Origin of the sequence: Mucilaginibacter sp. (assembly GCF_039935595.1) — a bacterium.
Classification (GTDB): domain Bacteria; phylum Bacteroidota; class Bacteroidia; order Sphingobacteriales; family Sphingobacteriaceae; genus Mucilaginibacter.
Map to the genome: position 1 here is coordinate 1 of NZ_JBDTJZ010000150.1, position 19,749 is coordinate 19,749.

Genomic DNA, 19,749 nt, shown 5'->3' on the forward strand with positions numbered 1-19,749 from the left:
AATAGTATATTGCGGAAAGCAATTTTTTTGCCATATTAAACAGATTAGAAGTACTAATAAAAGTGTTTTTTTCATACTTTTAAGAGCGGGAAACGGGATTCGAACCCGCGGCCTTCAGTTTGGGAAACTGATGCTCTACCAACTGAGCTATTTCCGCTAATGTTTATCAAACATAATTATTTATATTCACTCATTCAATAATTCGCTAAATCACTCATTATATAATGCCCGTTATACTACCCGTAAAAGATAAAAGCCCAAGTTGGGGCCATGACTGCTTTATTGCCGAAAATGCCACCATAGTTGGTGATGTAGTAATGGGCGATAATTGTTCAGTATGGTTTAACGCCGTAATACGTGGGGATGTGCATTACATCAAAATAGGTAACAATACCAATATACAGGATGGCGCCGTTATACATGCCACCTATTTAAAAGCGCCGACTAATATTGGTAATAATGTATCTATAGGGCACAATGCCCTGGTGCATGGCTGTACGCTGCATGACAATGTTTTAATAGGCATGGGAGCCATAGTAATGGATCATGCGGTGGTTGAGCCGTATGTTATCATCGCTGCCGGATCTGTAGTGCTTGAAAAAACGCTTTGCGAATCAGGGTATTTATATGCGGGCACCCCGGCCAAAAAAATAAAGCCACTAACTACCGAGCAGCGCGAAATGCTGGATAGGTTACCCAATAATTATATCATGTATTCGGGCTGGTTTAAGGCGTAGGCTCAGGCGGTATATCAACGGTCTCCTCAATATCAAAGTTTGGCCTTAATGTCATTAACTTAGGGTCAATCCAAACATGCTCAGGCTGCCGGTTTTCTTTCAGGCTACCGCTGTCCCATTTACCGTTTCGGTTGGTATCATAGGTTACCCGTACTTTATATTTACCTACCAAATAATTACGGTAATCAAGCGAAGCGTTTTTCTTTATTACATCGGTACGTAAAACATTGGCCGTTTCGTTAAGTAATTCTACTATATAGCTTCGTGCGGTGTCAGGAACAGATATTTTTAAGGTTAACAGGCTATAATTGTCCGGCTTATCTAAACTGAATCTTTTGTTGGCCACTTTGTTTTTTTCACCAAAAAATCCGGTTAAAGCGCCTTCACTAAAGGTTAGCAGGTAGGTGGCATTTTGCCTCCACGGGTATCGTATGGAAAAACGCTTGGTATTACCGGTATCCCTTAAAATCGTAAAATTTGTCACTATTGTCGAGTCCTGCTTTAATGTTATTAATGATTTTAAAACAGCAGTTAAAGGCGTATTAGTTAATATCTCCAGGTTGTTACCCGGCTTTATTAAATTACCTGCGTCTGCATTGGTGTACATCGCTATGGTATGCACAAAAGTTTCTTTGCGACCTTTACGCAACGTGGCGGTATCAAGGGGTTTATTGTTATCCAGCACGGCAATTTTAAGCGAATCAAAGTCCATGCTACGCATATAAACGTATGCGGTATCTTTTGTTGGTGTAAACTCTACAAATTTTTGATCATTCAAAGCCGATGATGATATTATCCTCAAAGCCGGCTTTTCCAGGCGACGGTTAAAGGTGAGCAGTATTTTACCGTCAACATCAAAACGGTGGTCGATAAGCCTGAATTTTACGGGAACCTGCTTAAACAAATGTAAGTTTACACCCGAAGTGTCTTTTGTAAGTGTTATAGTTTTTGTGGGGAAGCCAATAAGTTCATTCTCGTTATTATATATTCTGTCTGGGGTGGTTTCCTTTAGCGCGTACAATTTATAGGTGCCGGAATGTAAATTGCCCAGTGTAAAGTTTCCGGAGGTATCGGTACTGGTAAATATGGGCGGCTTCTTTTTACCAAATAAAAGCGAGTCCTGTTTTTGGGTGAACAGTAAAACCGATACATCTTTTTGTTTGTCTAATGAGAAATCATTCGTAACATTCCCCGAAATACTTAATGAGTCAATATATGGGCCGGTAGAAAAAACATAGGTAAAGTTTTTTAGCTGATTACCTTCATTAACATCTAAAACGGCCTTACCAAAATTTATTACATAAGTGGTGTTTTTTTGCAAGGTGTCCCTTAATGTAATAATCAGGCTTTTTTGTTTGATCCTATAATCCGGTGTTCCTTCCTGCGTCGGGCTTATGGTTATTTCCTGGTACGGGTTGTTTAATTTAAAATATTCGTCAAAATCTAATTTAATTTGTTTCCCGGTAAAATTACGAGTTTGATTTGCCGGTGTGGCCAGCAATAATTTGGGTGGTAAAATATCGCGAGGACCTCCCTGTGGTTTTTGAGGCACGGCGCAGCCAAAAGCGAGCAGCAATACCACAAAAAGCAATAACAATTGAACAGTTTTAGGCCACTTTTTATTTAACGTCATTTTTAAGCGAAATAAGCAATTTTTTTGTTTTGATAAGGATTTATATGCTGATTTAAAAATATTGGCTTATATTTAAAATTTTATAAAACATTGATTATCAAATGTTTATATCCTATTTTGATATATGGACCATTAAAACGGATATGTCTGATGGCGAAACCCCCGAAATGCGCGATGCTTGCCCCAATGTTCGGGGTTTTATCCGCATCAGCTTTTCGCGGGCCTCTTTTGATAGCGATTGTAATTTATGATAATCAAATTCGGCATTGATCTCGCGGTCTTCCATTTTTTTCATGCGGTCAACAATTTCCATTTCCTTTTCAAAATAACTCTCGTATTTGATTTTTATTTCAGCCTGCTCAATAGTTTCTTTATCGTAGGCAGATAATAAATTTTTAAGGCCGCTGTCTACATTAATTAAATCAGCAAATGTTATTTGCGGACGGCTCAACAAATTAAATAATTTGGCACTCTGCGATAGCGGGCTTGTTTCTACACTTTCTAATAAAGTATTTACATCAGATGGGCTTATGGATTTACTCCGGGTAAATGCCACAATATCATCCGAGTTTTTTACTTTTTGATTTACCTTTTCTAAGCGCTCATCATTTATTAAACCCAATTGATGACCGATAGGGCTCAGCCTGATATCCGCGTTGTCTTGCCGTAATAGCAACCGGTGTTCGGCTCTTGAGGTAAACATTCGGTACGGCTCTTCCGTCCCTTTGGTTACCAGGTCATCAATTAATACACCGATATATGATTCTGACCTTTTCATTATAAGCTCGTGTTTATCATATACCTTTTGGTGCGCGTTAATACCGGCGATAAACCCTTGTGATGCTGCTTCCTCATAACCCGTGGTTCCGTTTATCTGTCCGGCAAAAAACAAGTTGCTTATTTTTTTGGTCTGTAATGTCAGGTCCAACTGGGTTGGCGGAAAAAAATCATATTCAATAGCATAACCCGGTCTAAGCATTTTTACGTCTTCAAACCCTGGTATTTGCTTTAATGCTTTGTATTGTACATCCTCTGGCAATGAGGTAGAGAAGCCATTGATATACATTTCAACGGTATTTAAACCTTCCGGTTCTACAAATATCTGGTGCCTGTCGCGCTCTGCAAAGCGATTTATTTTGTCCTCAATGGATGGGCAATAACGCGGGCCCAATCCTTTGATTCTCCCGGTAAACATGGGCGATTTTTCAAACCCTTCTTTTAACGTTTCGTGTACATTAGTGTTGGTATAAGTTATCCAGCAGCAGCGTTGCTCCTGTATCATTTCCACGTCGGTGTATGAGAAGCGGCCCCGTTCTTCATCGCCCCATTGTTCCTCCATTAAGGAGTAGTTTAGACTTCGGCCATCTACCCTGGGTGGCGTACCTGTTTTCATCCGGCCAGATTCAAATCCTAATTCTAATAGCTGTTCAGTTATGCCCGTAGCTGCACGTTCGGCAGCGCGACCACCGCCAAATTTCTTTTCGCCAATATGTATAATGCCATTTAAAAATGTCCCGTTAGTAAGCACCACTGCATCCGCCTCTATCTCTACACCAATGGATGTTTTTACGCCACAAACTTTATTGTCCTTAACCAATAGCGAGCTTACCATATCCTGCCAAAAATCAACATTGGGTGTACGCTCTAAGGCCAATCGCCATTCTTCAGCAAAGCGCATACGGTCGCTTTGAGCCCGCGGGCTCCACATAGCAGGCCCTTTTGAGCGGTTAAGCATCCTGAATTGTAAAGAAGTTTTATCCGTAATAATACCCGAATATCCTCCCATCGCATCAATCTCGCGCACAATTTGACCTTTGGCCACGCCGCCCATAGCCGGGTTGCAGCTCATTTGGGCAATGGTGCCCATATTCATGGTAACCAGCAAAACGGATGAACCTAAGTTTGCTGCCGCTGCCGCCGCCTCACAGCCGGCATGACCGGCGCCCACTACAATTACATTATATTTTTTAAACATTTCACCTCCCATGTTCCACGTGGAACATATAAATTATTTTGTTTTTCCCGATGTTCCACGTGGAACATTAAAAAACGAGAACAGCGCAAACGCCGCCCAAATACCCTCTAAAACTACAAACGGATAAAACCGTATTAAATATGATGATACCCCACACATAGCTGCGCCTATAAAATTTAATAGCGTGTAGGTGCGGCTTTCGGCCTTAACTTTTTTATATAAATTTAATAAAAATGCAACTAAAAGTATAATTACACCTAATGATGCTATGATATCTGATAGTAACATTATGCTTCTTTTAATTCTGTCAGTTCAATCCAGCGCATACTTTTTTCATCCAGCTCGCTATTTAATTCGGTTATTTTTTGCGACAACTCAATAACCTTATTGTTTTCAATGTTACTTGTATTGAGTTGCGTGGTAACTGTTTTTATTTGATCCTCCACTGCTTTTATTTCGCTTTCTAAAGTTTCCAGCTCCTTTTGCTCTTTAAAACTCAATTTGCTTTTTTTTGTTGAGGCGGATGAAGGTGCCGCCGCTGTAGCCTTGTTGTTTTTAATTTCCTGCTTTTCATCCTCCAAATCCAAACGATAAGAAGAATAGTTGCCGTTATATATACGCACATGGCCGCCTTCTTCCATAATAAATAGCTGGTCGGTCAGCTTATCCAGCAAATACCTGTCGTGCGATACCATCATCAGCACGCCGCCATAATTGGTTAAAAACTCTTCTAATACATTTAGTGTGTCAATATCCAGGTCGTTGGTTGGCTCATCCAGTATCAAAAAGTTAGGGTTCTTCATTAATACCTGCATTAACAGCAGGCGCTTTTTTTCGCCCCCACTAAGCTTGGATACAAAACCATATTGTTTAGCCGGCGGAAAAAGAAATAAAGTAAGCAATGCCGATGCCGATATCATCTTTCCATCGGCCATGGTAATAAACTCAGCAACATTTTTTACAATGTCTATCACGCGGTCATCATCGTTAAAGGCAATGCCCGATTGGTGAAAGTATCCAAAAACAGTTGTTTCGCCTTTATCAACCATGCCGCTATCCGGCTGTAACTCGCCGGTAATTAAGTTTAACAGGGTTGATTTGCCTGTGCCGTTTTTCCCGGCAAGGCCAATACGGTCACCCTTTTTAAATACATAATTAAAGTGATTAACAAATGGGCGTCCGCTAAAAGATTTACTTATATCCTTTATCTCCATTATTTTGTTGCCTTGGCGCGCTGTTTTAACACTTAGCTCCACATTTACCTTAGGGCCATTATTTTGCGTTTTGCTTTCCAGATCATAAAATGCATCAATGCGCGATTTAGATTTGGTTCCCCTGGCCTTAGGTTGTCTGCGCATCCACTCCAGCTCTTTGCGTAATAAATTGCTGTTTTTTTGAAAAGTCGCTTCGTCTGATGCCTCCCGTTCTGCTTTTCGCTCTAAATAATAGCCGTAGTTACCTACATACGGAATAATTTTCCCTTTATCTATCTCCAGTATCTCATTACACACGTTATCTAAAAAGTACCTGTCGTGCGTAACCATTAATATGGTTTTTGAGCCATCGGTGAGTAGTTTTTCCAGCCATTCAATAGTATCAATATCCAGGTGGTTGGTTGGCTCATCCAATATATATATATCCGGATCTTCAATTAAGAGCCGGGCAAGCGCCAGCCGCTTTTTTTGACCGCCGGATAAGGTGTTTATGCTTTGGTTAAGGTGATGTATATCTAAGCGGCCTAATATGGTTTTTATCTTATATTCATATTCCCAGGCATCCACATCGCTTAATTCCTCCATTACTTTTTCTATGGCTTTGCTATTGTCGGGGTCGTTCTCTAACAGCTCCTCGTATTTCCTGATGGCCTGTTGTTGTATATTATCAGCGTGAAAAATATAGTCGCTAATGGTTACCGCATTTTTAAAATTAGGATCTTGTTCCAGATACCCCATATTAAGGTCCTTCATTTGGGCTACCTTACCCTCGGTTGGTTTTAATGAACCCGCCAATAATTTTAATAAAGTTGTTTTCCCGGCTCCATTTATGCCAACCAGCGCCACCCTGCGGCCCCGGTTAATACCAATAGATACATTTTTAAACAACCAGTTATCATGAAAAGAGTGCCCTAAATTTTCGGCAGATATATATGTGCTCACGCTAATTTTTTTATTTGATCAGATTGGTAGATAAATACACCCTGCTGATTATGTTTAATGGACTGTTTATACATGGCCGATGCCACTGTTTTTGCTGCAATTGTTTTATATTTTTTTAACGGCCCAAACAGCACGGGGTTTAATAATAACATTAGTTTTATGGTGAAACGTTCAAAACGGGTGCTATCGGTACGGGGCCCAATTAAAACCGATGGGCGGTAAATATGAATACTTTTGTAGGCCATACCTTTAATATCGTTTTCTGTTTCGCCTTTCATTTTAAGGTAAAAATTTAATGACTGTTCGTCTGCGCCAAGTGATGAAACCAAATGAAACTGCTCCACCCCATTTTTTGCGCCGATCTCTGCCATCTTTACAGTATAATCATGGTCAATTTTATGGTATTCAGTTAAGTCGGGCGTTTTTTTACGGGTCGAGCCTAAACAACAAAATATGGCACGCCCGTTAATGTGTTCCGCATAGTCTTCTAAATGGTCAAAATCAATAATAATTTGTTTTAGCTTTGAACTATGTATAGGAAGTTTTTTGCGGGCAAGGCTGGTAACTTCAGTATAATTATTACTCATTAACAACTTATCAACCAGGTTTCTGCCAATAAGTCCGCTTGCGCCTATTATTACCGCTTTAAATGACATATATTATCAATAGTTTGGGCAAAAATACACATAAATAATTTGTGGAATAAAATTTGTATGTTTAAACATGTAATTATAAAACAATATAGATATGAAAACAATATTTTATCCCGCCAACGAGCGTGGAACAAACGATATCGGATGGTTAAAAGCTAAATTTTCATTCAGCTTTGGTCCGTATTACCATCCCGAAAAAGTACATTTTGGGGCTTTAAGGGTATTAAATGACGATATTATTGAAGCGGGTGCCGGTTTTGGAACCCATCCGCATGATAATATGGAGATCATTACCATACCCCTTGAAGGTGCTTTAGAACATAAAGACAGCATGGGTAACATCGGCGTGATCCATTCGGGCGAGATACAAGTAATGTCCGCTGGGTCGGGAGTAACACACTCAGAATATAATCATTCTCAAACAGAGGGGGCCAATACGTTGCAAATATGGCTGTTCCCTAAAGAAAGGAATATTAAACCAAGGTACGATCAAAAAAGCTTTACTGACGTTTTAGAAATAAATAAGCTGGTTACTTTAGTATCGCCAGACAAGGATAGTAAAGACAGCCTTTGGATAAACCAGGATGCTACTTTTTCGATGGGTGATTTTGACGCCGGAAAACAAATTGACTATACCATAACCCGCCCGGAAAATGGCGCATATATATTTGTTATTGAAGGGTCGGTAAAAATAAACGATCAGTTGCTAAACAAAAGGGATGCTTTGGGTGTTTATGATACCGGTTCAATACTTATTGAAACCGAGGCACATACCCGATTGTTGATAATGGATATCCCCATGATGTAACACTTTTTATTGGCCGCGGCTGATATTATTGAACCGTTATCAAACAATTAAATATTTAATTGTTTTAACACTTAAATAATATCAACATGGCAGAAGAAGTTGCAATACCCGGCTGGAAAAAATGGATGGAGGACGTTGGCGATCAGGTCAATTTTTTCAACCGGTTTGTTAAAAATATATTTGTTGGCGGCTTTGAGTGGTCTGAATTTGTAAGGCAATGTTACGAAATCGGCTACCGCTCATTTATGCTGGTTGGCATTACCTCTTTTATAATGGGCGTGGTTTTAATTTTACAATTAAGGCCCACCCTGGTAGCTTTTGGGGCGGCAAGTATGCTGCCCAAAACGCTATCCGTTTCCTTCGTCCGCGAGATTGGGCCGGTTATTATAGCCATTATCTGTGCCGGTAAAATAGCCTCAAGTATTGGTGCCGAGCTGGGCAGCATGAAAGTTACCGAGCAGTTAGATGCCATGGAAGTGTCAGGCGCCAACCCCCTGCAGTACCTTGTGGTTACCCGTATATTAGCTACAACCTTAATGGTGCCGCTTTTATCCCTTATGGGCGATGTTATCGGTTTGTTTGGCGGCTTCCTCGCACTAAACCTGCGCGACCATATCAGCGGGTCCCTGTATGCTACCAAGGTGGTAGCTTCTCTGGATTTTACTGACTTTTTACCCGCGGTTATTAAAACCATATTTTTTGGCCTGGCCATAGGCTTTGTGGGTTGCTATAAAGGCTTCCACTCAAGCAAAGGCACCGAAAGCGTTGGTATTGCTGCAAACTCCGCCGTGGTAACAGCCTCGCTATGGATTTTTGTTATTGATGCTATTGCGGTTCAGATAACCAGTTTATTATTTTATAAATAACATGGAAGAAGATAAAATAATAAACAAACCCGAAAGAACCGAAATAAAGGGAAAAGGCGACAATGTGATCGAAATGAAAGGGGTTAAAAAATCTTTTGGCGATAAAGAGGTTCTAAAAAACATTACCCTTAATTTAAAACGCGGCGAAAATGTGGTTGTGCTGGGCCGGTCGGGTCAAGGCAAATCAGTTGCAATACAATGTATAGTAGGCTTGTTAACGCCTGATGAAGGCTCGTTAAAAGTATTTGGCGAAGAAGTTGCCGATATGAACAACGATGAGTTAAAAGAACTCCGCATGAAGATAGGCTTCCTGTTTCAAAGCGGAGCCCTTTATGATTCCATGACCGTAAGAGAAAACCTCGAGTTTCCGCTTACACGTGTACTAAAGCTAACCGACCAAAGCGATATTGATAAACGTGTAGAAGAAGTACTGGAGGGCGTTGGCCTGGCCGATGCTACCGAAAAACTGCCGTCTGACCTGTCGGGCGGTATGCGTAAACGAATAGGCCTTGCCCGCACACTTATTATAAAGCCCGAAATAATGCTTTATGACGAGCCAACAACCGGCCTCGACCCCATAACCTCCCGCGAAATAAGCGAGCTGATATTAAACATGCAGAAAAAATATAAACCATCATCCATCATCATAACACATGATATGGAATGCGCGCGCATAACTGCCGATCGTGTAGTAATTATGGACGAAGGCGAATTTATAGCCGAGGGCACATTTGATGCGCTGCATAAATCAACCAACAAAATTGTAAAATCATTTTTTAAAGACATATCATGAAAGCAACCCCTTCACAAAAACTAAAAATTGGCATATTCACCGTAGTGGGTATACTGGTACTGATTTTTGCCGTATTTTTTATAGGAAATCAGAAAAGCCTGTTTAGCTCAACCATTCAGCTAAGCGGTGTATTTAACAACGTTAATGGTTTGCAAATAGGTAATAATGTGCGTTTTGCCGGTATTAATGTAGGCGTTGTTAATGATATACAAATACAAAATGATACCGCTGTTAAGGTGATTGTAAACATTGATAATGATGTAAAGAAGTTTATAAAGACAGATGCAAAAATGAACATCGGCAGCGACGGTTTAATGGGCGATAAACTAATCGTAATATCTCCGGGTGGCGCTAGTACTACCCAAATGGTTAAAGATGGTCAGCTAATAGGCTCTGTCAATCCTATTGATGTAGACAAAATTATAGGCAAGGTTACCCATATGGCCGATGATGCCGGCTCGCTTATTAATAGCTTATCGCAAATTGTGGGTAAAATAAATAATGGCCAGGGTAGTATAGGACGCCTGTTAAATAATGATAAGATGGCCAAAAACATGGAAGCCACAGTAGCGCAGGCGCAAAAAACCATTAAAAATGTGCATCAAACTTCAGCGACTTTAAATGAGGACCTTAAGGCAGCCCAGGGCAACTTCCTGCTTAAAGGATTCTTTAACAAGAAAAAGAAAGCAGCCAAAGCCAAACAGGACTCTATACAAAAAGCCCAGGACGCAAAAAATGGCTCATCAAAAAACTAAACACCAAAACAAAGAAAGGCTACTGATCATTTGAGTAGCCTTACTTTGTTTAATATGTACCCGAGTATATTATAAATATTTGGTGATCTCTTCAGATGTTGGTATTACAGCCGAGCGGAAACGATGGATTAAATTACCATTTTCGTCAATTAAAAATTTCTCAAAATTCCATTTGATCTCGCCCGTAAAATCAGGATTTGGCGCGGTTGTTAAATATTTAAATAACGGAGCTATATCATCGCCCTTAACACTTACTTTTTCAGTAAGTAAAAAATGCGCTTTATTAGTAGCCTGGCAGGCTTTTATTTCAGCCGGAGTTCCAGGTTCTTGGTTAGCAAAATTATTGGCCGGGAAACCAATTACTACCAGTTTATCTTTGTATAGGTCTGCTAATTTTTGCAGCGCTTCAAACTGCGGTGTATAACCACATTTTGATGCTGTGTTTACGATTAATATTTTTTTGCCTTTGTATTTGGCTAAAGAAAAATCTGCGTTGTCTAAAGTCTTAAGACTAAACGAGTATACGGTTTCTGGTGCTTTGGCAACGGCTGTAACAAATATTAATGAAAATATTAATGCAAGTGTTTTCATGGTTTTAAGTTTTTAAATAAAAAATTGGTGTTGTCTGGTGTAAAATTAGATATTAAACGTCCTCTTTACCAAATATTTATCCTCCATTTGTGTCATTTTTTTGTTATCCGCGGGTGTTTTGTCTTTATAACCCAATAAATGGAGTACGCCATGTATAATTACCCTATGTAATTCATTAACAATGGTTTGATCAAATTTGGCAGCGTTTTCGCGGATGCGGTCAACAGATATAAAAATATCGCCGGTTATGGTTTTTTCGGTGGTGGAATTATCAAAGGTGATGATATCGGTATAAGTATCATGATCCAGGTATTGCTGGTTCATTTTAAGCAGGTAATCGTCCGAACAAAAAATATAGGTTAGTTCATCCAGCTTATAGCCTTCGGCAGCAATGGTATCTTTTATCCATTGCTTTACTTTAATTTTGTCCTTTAAATTATAACGAACGTCTTCTTCAAAGAAGCTTATTTGCGGCATTTATATTTTAAAAAGAAGTTCAACCTCGTTGCCGGCGGCATTAAACACACATTGATCTGCCAGGTGTTTAATAATAAACACCCCCCTGCCCGTTAAAGCTTCCAGGTTTTCGGGCGCGGTAGGGTCGGCCAGGTGTACATAGTCAAACCCGGGGCCTTCGTCAGTAACGGTCCAGGTAATGCGGCGGCCATCCACTTCGGCGTTTACAATTACCTTTTTATTGGGGTCCAGCTTGTTGCCGTGTAAAATAGCGTTATTCAGGGCTTCGTTAAGGCAGGTCATCATATTGGCAAATACATCATCACTCACCTTGTATTTATCCGCAAGCTCTTCTATCAGGTTCTCCAATAAAGTTATGCTTTCCGTCGCCGACGGTAGCTGTAGTGTATATAGATCTGTGGCCTGATTTACTTGTTGCATATTATTTTGCATTAAGTTGCTCAAAATAAGATTTAATTTTTGTTTTATAATACAAATTAAGGTTTGGCGGTACAGTTTTTATCTGTTCCGTTTGCTTGGCTTTAATTTGCTGGTACTCCTGCAGGGCCTTTATATATCCCGGCGGCATATCTTTACCGGCCTGGCTTTGCCGCTGCTGGTCCTGCTCGCGCTCCTGTTCGGCCTTCTCGGCCTCCAATAAACGTGTTTGTATCTGCAACTGGCGCTTTAACGCTTCATCGGTAATACGTCTGTTTACGAGATCCGTTTCAGTTTGTTCCATTTGTTTAGAAATAGCATCAGCATTAGGTATGGCGCTGCTTTTTTCTTTGCCGGCTTCGCGGCTAAGTTCCTGAAATTGCTGGCGTATTAGCTGCTGCTCGCGCGCCATACGGGCAAATTGCTCGCTCATATCGTTATTATTGCCCTGCTGCTGGCCCGGCTGATTTTGTTGGCCCGGTACTCGATTTTGACCGCCCTGCTGCTGCTGACCCTGTTGTTGCTGGCCTTGCCGCTGCATTTGCTCGCGCGCTTTTTGCATGTTTTGATTAAGCTGCTGCTGCTGTTTAGCCAATTGCGACATGGACTGTTGTCTTGATTTGCCGCTCTTGCCGCTGCTTTTGCTTTGGTTTGACGATGCCTGTAAGTTATTTAACGCCTCACTTAGCATAAGCGCCAGGTTGTTCATGGAGGTCATGGCGTATTGCTGGTTGTTATTAGCTTCTGCCGTCCTTCTGTCGCCCAGGTTATCAAGGGCCTTGTCAATACGGTCATTTATACTGCTTATCTCTGTATTTACGGTTGATTTTATTTGCGGTATGCGCTTGCTTAGTGAATATAAGCTGTCCTCGGCCGTTTTTAAATTATCTTTTATTCCCTTTTGCGTTTGCGCGAGGGTAACATAATTAGGGTCAAGCTGACTGGTGGTTTTTAGTTTCTGCATAATGGCTTCCTGGCTAAATGAACTGTTAACCAGGCTCTTTAGTAATTCACGTAACAAGTGTTCGTCAACAATGTTTTGTTGTTCCTGCTCATCTTGATTTTCCTGCTCCATTTTTTGCGCCATCTGCCTCATTTGTTGTGCCGATTGCTGTTGCGACTGTGCCGCTTTTTGCCGGTTGTTTTTTGAGAGCTGATCGCTGGCTTTATTCATAGCGTCATCGACATTCTGCTCCTCTAACTTCGGTTTCTCAAAATCCTGCTTGCGCTCGGTCTGCTGGTTGGCTTTATCCAGGTCGTCCAATGATTTTTTTATATCCTGAAACTCCTGTTTTTGTTTTTCCTGCTCTTTTTGCAGCGCCTCTTTTTCTGCCTGTGGAGATTGTGGGTCCTGCGGCTTGTTGGCTGCCTGGTCCTGTTTGGCCTGTTGATCCTTAGCTGCCTGGTCCTGTTTGGCCTGTTGATCCTTAGCTGCCTGGTCTTGTTTAGCTTGTTGATCCTTCGCTGTCTGATCCTGTTTAGCCTGTTGGTCTTTAGCTACCTGGTCCTGCGGTTTGTTTTGCTGGTTAGGGTCTTTATTGGTTTGTTCGGCCAGTTTATCCTGTTTATCCGCTAACTGCCGTAGCTGACTGATGTTTTGGTTAAGCTTTTGCTGAAACTCCAGTTTTTTATACAACTCCAGCATCCTGTCCAGCTCCCGTTTTAACGATTTATTATCGTTCTGCATTTTTGAGAGTTGCTGGCGTGTTCCCTCCTTTTGGTCGTTCTGTAAAAGCTGTTGCAGTTTTTCCAGCATTTCGCGTGTTTTGGGGTCAAGCACGTTATTAAGCAACTGCTCCATCATTTTTTGCTGCTCGGTAAGATCCTTTTGCTGCGGCTGGCTTTCCTGGCGGTTATATAAATTCTTTTTATTCTCGTCTTGTATCTGTTTTACCAATTCGTCAAGGTCCTTGCGTTTTTGCAGCAGATCTTCCACTTGTTTCTTTTCGTCAAATGAAAGCGAACTCTTATTTAACAACATTTGGTTCAACTTTTGCGATTCGCGATCAATCTCGGCGGCCAACTTACTCGCCGATTGCATTTTTTGCTTAACTATCTCGGTGCCTTTATTTAAATCGTCGTTAAGCTGTTTCTGGTCCGGAACGTTTAGCTGGCCTTCGGGCGAGCGTGTTTTTTTAGGACCGGATACGCCGTCATTATCGGCCACCTCAAAAAAGTACGTAACATGGTCGCCCGGGTTAATGCCCAGTTCTTTTAAGTTCCATAAATAAAAGAAATCCGATTGTGTTTGTGTCAAATCGGCTTTAACGGCTTTGGTAAACGCATGCTCTTTGCTCTTATCGGCGCCGGGGTTAACGGTATAATGAAAAGTTAAGTTTGAAAAACCGTGGTCGTCCTGTATCCTGCCGTTAAAGTAAATGGCCCGTAAACTTACCGAATCGGGTTTTTCCTGTACGGTGATGGCCGGGGCCTCATCGGCAATAACGTTTATGCGGTATAGTGCCGAGTCGGCGTGGTTAACCACATTGTTTAACGGTGCAATTTTATATATCGAATTTTTTAATATGCGTTCGCTATGCTCAAAAAGGTCCTTGCCTGTAGGGTTAACGGCTTGCCTGTCGTTATTCATAAAAAACAATAAACCGGTAGCATTTTGCGTATGCAGGTGCCAGGTAACCGAAGTACCCGCGGGCAGGGTAAGATCGCCGGCATTGGGTAGGGTTTCGCTTTTTTTGTTGAGGTAGGCCGGGTAATTCAACACCACCTCAAAATGTAGTAATGACGGGCGCAGATTAACCTTTACCTCGTAAGGTACTGATGAAAAGCCATTGCCTACCAGCCTGAATGTGGTATTTTGCTGTATGTTATTAAACAGGTAATGAAATTTGGTAACATTATCCTTATCCAGTTTAAAAGTATTGTTGGCGGTTTCTATATAAACATCCGCCGGCAGGCTATTGCCCTCCAGCTTAATATCCAATTTAAGGTCATCGCCCTGTACAACAGATAGCGCCTTGTTTTCTACCACAAATTTAAACGGGGCTACCGGGGCAAAATATTCATTATGCCTGATCAACCTTTTGGTGCTTTCGGTTAGTATTGACGGGGCCGCAAAAGCTATAATAACAATTACGCTTAACGGCATCAGCACCCATTTTAAATACCGGCGGTTTTCTTTAATGTTAACCGCAGTAGGGAAACGAACAGGCTTTAAATTCTCTATTTTTTGATTGATGCTGGCTTCTATCAGTTCAATGCTGCGGCTGTCGGTACCGGCCTGCTTTTTCAATTGCAGGGTGTTTAGCAGCTTATCATTTACATCATTAAAGTGGCGGCCTATAATTTCGGCAGCCTGATCGTGCGTGAGGGTATGCCCCAGTTTTAACCAGGCCATTAAAGGCGGTACAACTAACCAGCCTATTAACCCCAGGTTAATCAATATAAAGCTGTAAAATAGTATGCTGCGCGATGTTGGGTTAAAATTGCCAAAATACTCGCTTAGGGTAATAACAACGTATGCCGAAAACAAACCCGCACCTAAAAAGATGATACCTCTTAATAGCTTATTAAGATAATATTTTTTAATAAAAATATTGATCTTATCAATTAACAAGCTATAGTTTTCAGACGTGTTCATAAGCCGGTTGTTATTTCAACTCGAAGAATAACGCAAAAGTGTTTATAAAGATATACTATTAAGTAAATAATTCAAAGCCTCGTTTTTATTGAAATGATATTGTTATGATAATTTTACGTAAGGCCCTTTGTATATTTGTAAGGTAAACTTATAAGTTTACCTTGTATATGGAAGATCATCAATATATTTCACAATTGCGCACCGCCGTTACCCGGCTTGTTAAAAAGCTTCGCAAAGAATCTACAACCGGCGAGCATATATCACTTACCGAGCGGTCAACCATTGCATTGCTGTATAAACATAAGGCATTACAGCCGGGCGAACTTGCAGCAATGGAAAAAATAACCAACCAGTCCATGTCGCAAATATTAAATCATCTGCATGATCTGGGCTACACAACCCGCACGGCAATGCCGGATGATAAGCGAAAGGTAATGATAGCATTAACCCCCGAAGGCGAACGCGTATTACTACAGGTGCGTAATGAAATTGATGAATGGTTACTAAGGGCCATTGAGGCCACATGCAGTAAACAAGAACAGGAATTATTAAAACAGGCTATTGTACCGCTTACCAAGATCATAGATTTTGAATAATAGCAAACTAACAATATGGGAAGGATAGGGAATGAACATTAATACGTTTAAAGCATTTGGCAGCCGTAATTACCGGCTGTATTTTATAGGGCAATCGGCATCGTTGGTTGGTACATGGATGCAAAAAACAGCCGTGAGCTGGGTTATTTATACGCTTACCCATTCTACATTTATGCTGGGGCTAACGTTGTTTGCCAGCCAGTTTCCGTCGTTTTTATTCTCGCTGATAGGCGGTGTGGTGTCTGACAGGTATGACCGCTATAAAGTATTGCTCATTACCCAAATAGCCTCTATGGTGCAGGCGGCCTTGCTGGCCATATTAATACTGCTTGGTCATTATAACGTTTGGGGAATTTTATCATTAACGGTTTTACTGGGTATTATCAATGCCTTTGATGTACCGGCGCGCCAATCATTAGTGTATGAAATGGTTAATGATAAAAACGACCTCCCCAACGCGCTGGCCCTAAACTCATCCATGGTAAACCTGTCGCGTATTGTAGGTCCGGGCATTGCCGGTATTGTGTTAGAGAGTCTGGGCGATGGTGTATGTTTTGCTTTGAATGCTGTTAGTTTTATGGCCGTTATAGCATCGTTGTTAATGATGCGCCTGCCCAAATATGTTAAAGTCAATCACCCCAAAAATGTATTTGGCGAATTAAGGGAAGGCATGGCTTATATTAAACGCACGCCATCCATCGCGTTTGTGCTGGTTATGCTGGCATTAATAAGCTTACTGGTATTGCCCTTTAGCACGCTTATACCCTATTATGCCAAGGATGTTTTTAAAGGCACTGCCTCAACCTTTGGGGTAATTGACAGCTTTATAGGCTTGGGCGCATTTTCGGGGGCCATATTTTTAGCGTCGATAAAAACGGGCCGGAACCTTAAAAAAATATTGTTTATAAACACACTGGTATTTGGCGCGGGACTTATCCTTTTCTCGCACGAACATAATTACCCCTTGGCGCTAATATTTGTAACCATAGCCGGCTTTGGCATGATGTCGCAAATTACGGTGAGCAATACGTTGATACAAACTACGGTTGCCCCGCAAATGCGCGGGCGCGTCATCAGCTTTTATGCTATGGCGTTTTTTGGTATGCAGCCTATTGGCGGACTGGTGGTTGGCTCGGTATCCAAATGGATAGGTACCACCAATACCTTAATGGGCGAGGGTATTGCCGCGCTGTTAATTGGCGCGTTACACTGGCGCTACCTGCGGCGCGAAAAACTGAAAGCACAGGCCACCCAACCACCGGCAGGGGTTTTAACAAGATTAGCGTAAGTGCCTCATTGATAATTTTTTATTTCATTATCAGTATAGTTGCTAATTAAATAAATTAACCGGAGTTCCGTATAAACACATTGACCCGTAGGGTCTACCTGTTTGTAGAACAAATTATCCCGATTACATTATTGCCCCGTTAGGGGCTACCCAAATTAGCGAAGGGTAGCCCCTAACGGGGCACACCAATTATTTTATCCAGGTGCTACAAACAGGTAGACCCTACGGGTCATATCAATTTTACACTAATTTTCAAGTTAATTTATTTAGATTTACTGAGTTAAAGCCAATTAGCTAACCTAAATATTAAATCGTGAAATACAAGATCATTATAGCGGCTGCCGTTATCCTGGCGTTTTCTGTCGCTTTTATCAAAAAAAACCATGTTATTCCGGGTGCTCCGGTTACCATGAGTATTGACACTACCCGCAACTATAACCCCGACGTTATAAAAGTAGAAGGCTGCCCCACCAAAGCCGGCATAAAACAAACACTATGTTTGATTGATGCCTTTAAAGCGCAGCTAACTCCCCAGCAACAGCAGGTGGTGCAGTTACCCTACACCGTCAGCGACGCCAAAAAATGGAACAACCTGCCGCAGGGAATGGTACGTGCCGAGCTTAAAGCCCCGGGTTTAAACTTCGGCAGCATGACCACTAAACAAATACAATATGCCAAAGCGTTGATAAAGGCATTAGCGGGCCCCGCAGCAAACGAAGGCTGGGACGAACTGCAGCAAATATTAAATGCCGACGAATATTTAAAGGCAAACGGCGGCGCAAACTCGGGCAGGTATGGCGATAATAACATTAACATCGCTTTTTTAGGTACACCCGCCACTAAGGGTGTTTTTGAGATACAATATGGCGGGCACCATACCGCATTTGCCAATACGTATAAAGATGGTATACTGGTTGGCGCCACACCATCATTTAGAGGTATTGAGCCATTTGAAAAATTTGTTTGGAACGGCAAAGACAATCAGCCATTGCAGCAGGAACAGGGCGCATTCACGGCCATGTTAAACGCGCTGGACGAAAAACAATTAGCCGCTGCAAAATTAGACAAGGTTTACAGCGATATATTAACCGGCCCTACAAAAGACACGGCCTTCCCCGCAACGCCGTCGGGTATTAAGGTTGGCACGTTATCGGCCAGTCAGAAAGCGTTGGTTTTGGCCGCTATTACTACCTATGCAGGTGATGTGGCAGACTCCGGCCCGATCCTAAAAAAATATACTGCCGAATTGAACGATACCTATGTTTCTTATTCGGGTACAACAAGTATGGTAAACCGCAATGACTATGTGCGTATAGACGGTCCATCGGTATGGATAGAATACTCCTGCCAGAAGGGCGCTATTTTTGCAGGCACCCACCCGCATTCCATCTGGCGGGATAAAAAAACAGATTACGGCGGTAATTTGTAATAATGCGCAAATACATTATCCTGTTATTACTGGGCCTTTACACGATGGTAGCGGGGGCCCACCCTATGCCAAGCTCGGTAGTAAAGCTATCGGTATTGGATAGCTATATAAAAGGCGAAGCCAAAATGCCCCTGCCCGAACTGGAAAGCGCTATTGGGACGTCTATCTCCGGGGTTAATACACCATTCTTTAGGGATTATTTCACCAAACATATAGCAGCAATTTCGCAAAGCGGCGCATGGCAAACCACCATACAAAACATAACTACCAATGCCGCGCAAGACGTCGCCGTAGGCAAATACCGCCAGGTTGTGGTGCAGTTTACGCTTACCCCTGCTGCTATTAACGACCTGCGGAAATTCACCTTTAATTACGATGCCATTATACACCAGGTGGTAACCCATAGTGCCCTAATATTTATTGAGCAGGACTGGAGCAACGGTATACAAACCGACGCCGGGGCCCGGCAGATAGGTATTATTAAAACCGACATCGTAACCGGAAAGCTTTTCCCTTTACAAGTTAACCTGCAACAAGGCAGCGCATGGAAGGGTTTTGTAAGCATGGTAAAGCTGGGCATGCAGCATATTAAAGAAGGAACGGACCACCTGCTGTTTTTGTTGGTGCTGCTATTACCGGCCATGGTGCTGCCGTTAAAAAAGCGATGGGGTAAGTTTGGCGGACTAAAGTATAGCTGCGTTAACCTGCTTAAAATAGTAACGGCATTTACGGTGGGCCACTCGTGTACCTTGTTATTGGGCGCTATGGGCTGGGTTAAGTTGCCCGGGCAACCGGTAGAAGTATTGATAGCCGTATCTATTGTTGTTTCGGCGGCACATGCCATTTACCCGATATTTCCGCGGCGCGAGGTTTTTGTTGCAGGTGGTTTTGGGTTGGTGCATGGCTTGGCGTTTGCAACGGTACTGGCTAATTTAGATCTGGGTGCGCGCCAGTTGGTGTTAAGTGTGCTGGGTTTT

General features: G+C 41.8%; 18 protein-coding genes and 1 tRNA gene. 9 read left to right on the forward strand and 10 right to left on the reverse strand.

Annotation, left to right across the window (positions count from 1 at the left end; genetic code table 11):
- Window positions 1-84 precede the first annotated feature (84 nt).
- Window positions 85-157: transfer RNA gene (locus ABI367_RS10035), tRNA-Gly, on the reverse strand.
- A gap of 67 nt (window positions 158-224) precedes the next feature.
- On the opposite strand from ABI367_RS10035, the gene ABI367_RS10040 reads away from it, so the two are divergent.
- Window positions 225-737 carry a gamma carbonic anhydrase family protein gene (locus ABI367_RS10040; RefSeq protein ID WP_462228093.1) on the forward strand — a complete coding sequence of 171 codons (513 nt, stop codon included), beginning with the start codon at window positions 225-227 and terminating at the stop codon, window positions 735-737.
- On the opposite strand, the gene ABI367_RS10045 is transcribed toward ABI367_RS10040, so the two are convergent.
- The 5 genes from ABI367_RS10045 to ABI367_RS10065 form a co-directional block, all read right to left on the reverse strand.
- Window positions 727-2,370, reverse strand: coding sequence for an Ig-like domain-containing domain (locus ABI367_RS10045; protein ID WP_462228094.1), 1,644 nt, complete (start codon window positions 2,368-2,370; stop codon window positions 727-729). The two genes, ABI367_RS10040 and ABI367_RS10045, sit on opposite strands and share 11 nt — an antisense overlap.
- Before the next feature lie 112 nt (window positions 2,371-2,482).
- On the reverse strand, window positions 2,483-4,345 hold the full coding sequence (gene mnmG / locus ABI367_RS10050; protein ID WP_462228110.1) for a tRNA uridine-5-carboxymethylaminomethyl(34) synthesis enzyme MnmG: 1,863 nt from the start codon (window positions 4,343-4,345) through the stop codon (window positions 2,483-2,485).
- Between the two features lie 33 nt (window positions 4,346-4,378).
- The gene (locus tag ABI367_RS10055; protein ID WP_462228095.1) at window positions 4,379-4,633 is read right to left on the reverse strand and encodes a CBU_0592 family membrane protein; all 255 of its coding nucleotides are present in this window, start codon (window positions 4,631-4,633) and stop codon (window positions 4,379-4,381) included.
- A complete protein-coding gene (locus ABI367_RS10060) occupies window positions 4,633-6,501 on the reverse strand; it encodes an ABC-F family ATP-binding cassette domain-containing protein (protein ID WP_462228096.1) in 1,869 nt (622 codons plus the stop codon). The genes ABI367_RS10055 and ABI367_RS10060 overlap by 1 nt, the downstream gene beginning before the upstream one ends.
- Window positions 6,498-7,157: an NAD(P)H-binding protein gene (locus ABI367_RS10065; RefSeq protein WP_462228097.1), complete on the reverse strand. Its 660-nt coding sequence runs from the start codon at window positions 7,155-7,157 to the stop codon at window positions 6,498-6,500. Before ABI367_RS10065 ends, ABI367_RS10060 begins: the two co-directional genes overlap by 4 nt.
- A 91-nt stretch (window positions 7,158-7,248) precedes the next feature.
- Between ABI367_RS10065 and ABI367_RS10070 the strand changes: the two genes are divergently transcribed.
- The 4 genes from ABI367_RS10070 to ABI367_RS10085 all read left to right on the forward strand — a co-directional run bounded on the left by ABI367_RS10070 (window position 7,249) and on the right by ABI367_RS10085 (window position 10,376).
- Window positions 7,249-7,962, forward strand: coding sequence for a pirin family protein (locus tag ABI367_RS10070; RefSeq protein ID WP_462228098.1), 714 nt, complete (start codon window positions 7,249-7,251; stop codon window positions 7,960-7,962).
- An 86-nt stretch (window positions 7,963-8,048) separates the two neighbouring features.
- Window positions 8,049-8,828 (forward strand): MlaE family ABC transporter permease, encoded by a 780-nt coding sequence (locus ABI367_RS10075; protein WP_462228099.1) that lies wholly within the window; start codon window positions 8,049-8,051, stop codon window positions 8,826-8,828.
- Between the two features lies 1 nt (window position 8,829).
- On the forward strand, window positions 8,830-9,621 hold the full coding sequence (locus ABI367_RS10080; RefSeq protein WP_462228100.1) for an ABC transporter ATP-binding protein: 792 nt from the start codon (window positions 8,830-8,832) through the stop codon (window positions 9,619-9,621).
- Window positions 9,618-10,376 carry an MlaD family protein gene (locus tag ABI367_RS10085; RefSeq protein WP_462228101.1) on the forward strand — a complete coding sequence of 253 codons (759 nt, stop codon included), beginning with the start codon at window positions 9,618-9,620 and terminating at the stop codon, window positions 10,374-10,376. Before ABI367_RS10080 ends, ABI367_RS10085 begins: the two co-directional genes overlap by 4 nt.
- Window positions 10,377-10,445: 69 nt before the next feature.
- On the opposite strand, the gene ABI367_RS10090 is transcribed toward ABI367_RS10085, so the two are convergent.
- Genes ABI367_RS10090 through ABI367_RS10105 form a run of 4 tightly spaced genes read right to left on the reverse strand, consistent with a single transcriptional unit; the run spans window position 10,446 to window position 15,459 of the window.
- Window positions 10,446-10,967, reverse strand: a complete 522-nt coding sequence (locus tag ABI367_RS10090; RefSeq protein ID WP_462228102.1) for a glutathione peroxidase — start codon at window positions 10,965-10,967, stop codon at window positions 10,446-10,448.
- 45 nt (window positions 10,968-11,012) lie between these two features.
- Window positions 11,013-11,444, reverse strand: a complete 432-nt coding sequence (gene ybeY / locus ABI367_RS10095; RefSeq protein ID WP_462228103.1) for an rRNA maturation RNase YbeY — start codon at window positions 11,442-11,444, stop codon at window positions 11,013-11,015.
- Window positions 11,445-11,864: an ATP-binding protein gene (locus ABI367_RS10100; RefSeq protein WP_462228104.1), complete on the reverse strand. Its 420-nt coding sequence runs from the start codon at window positions 11,862-11,864 to the stop codon at window positions 11,445-11,447.
- A 1-nt stretch (window position 11,865) separates the two neighbouring features.
- Window positions 11,866-15,459: a DUF4175 family protein gene (locus ABI367_RS10105; protein WP_462228105.1), complete on the reverse strand. Its 3,594-nt coding sequence runs from the start codon at window positions 15,457-15,459 to the stop codon at window positions 11,866-11,868.
- Window positions 15,460-15,626: 167 nt separating this feature from the next.
- Between ABI367_RS10105 and ABI367_RS10110 the strand changes: the two genes are divergently transcribed.
- From ABI367_RS10110 to ABI367_RS10125, 4 genes are all read left to right on the forward strand, one after another.
- Complete coding sequence (locus ABI367_RS10110; RefSeq protein WP_462228106.1) at window positions 15,627-16,055, forward strand: MarR family winged helix-turn-helix transcriptional regulator; 429 nt, start codon at window positions 15,627-15,629, stop codon at window positions 16,053-16,055.
- A 31-nt stretch (window positions 16,056-16,086) separates the two neighbouring features.
- The gene (locus ABI367_RS10115; protein ID WP_462228107.1) at window positions 16,087-17,343 is read left to right on the forward strand and encodes an MFS transporter; all 1,257 of its coding nucleotides are present in this window, start codon (window positions 16,087-16,089) and stop codon (window positions 17,341-17,343) included.
- Window positions 17,344-17,656: 313 nt separating this feature from the next.
- Window positions 17,657-18,772, forward strand: a complete 1,116-nt coding sequence (locus ABI367_RS10120) for a DUF3500 domain-containing protein (RefSeq protein WP_462228108.1) — start codon at window positions 17,657-17,659, stop codon at window positions 18,770-18,772.
- Between the two features lie 2 nt (window positions 18,773-18,774).
- Window positions 18,775-19,749, forward strand: a 975-nt coding sequence (locus ABI367_RS10125; protein WP_462228109.1) for a HupE/UreJ family protein, incomplete at its 3' end; no start/stop codon positions are given.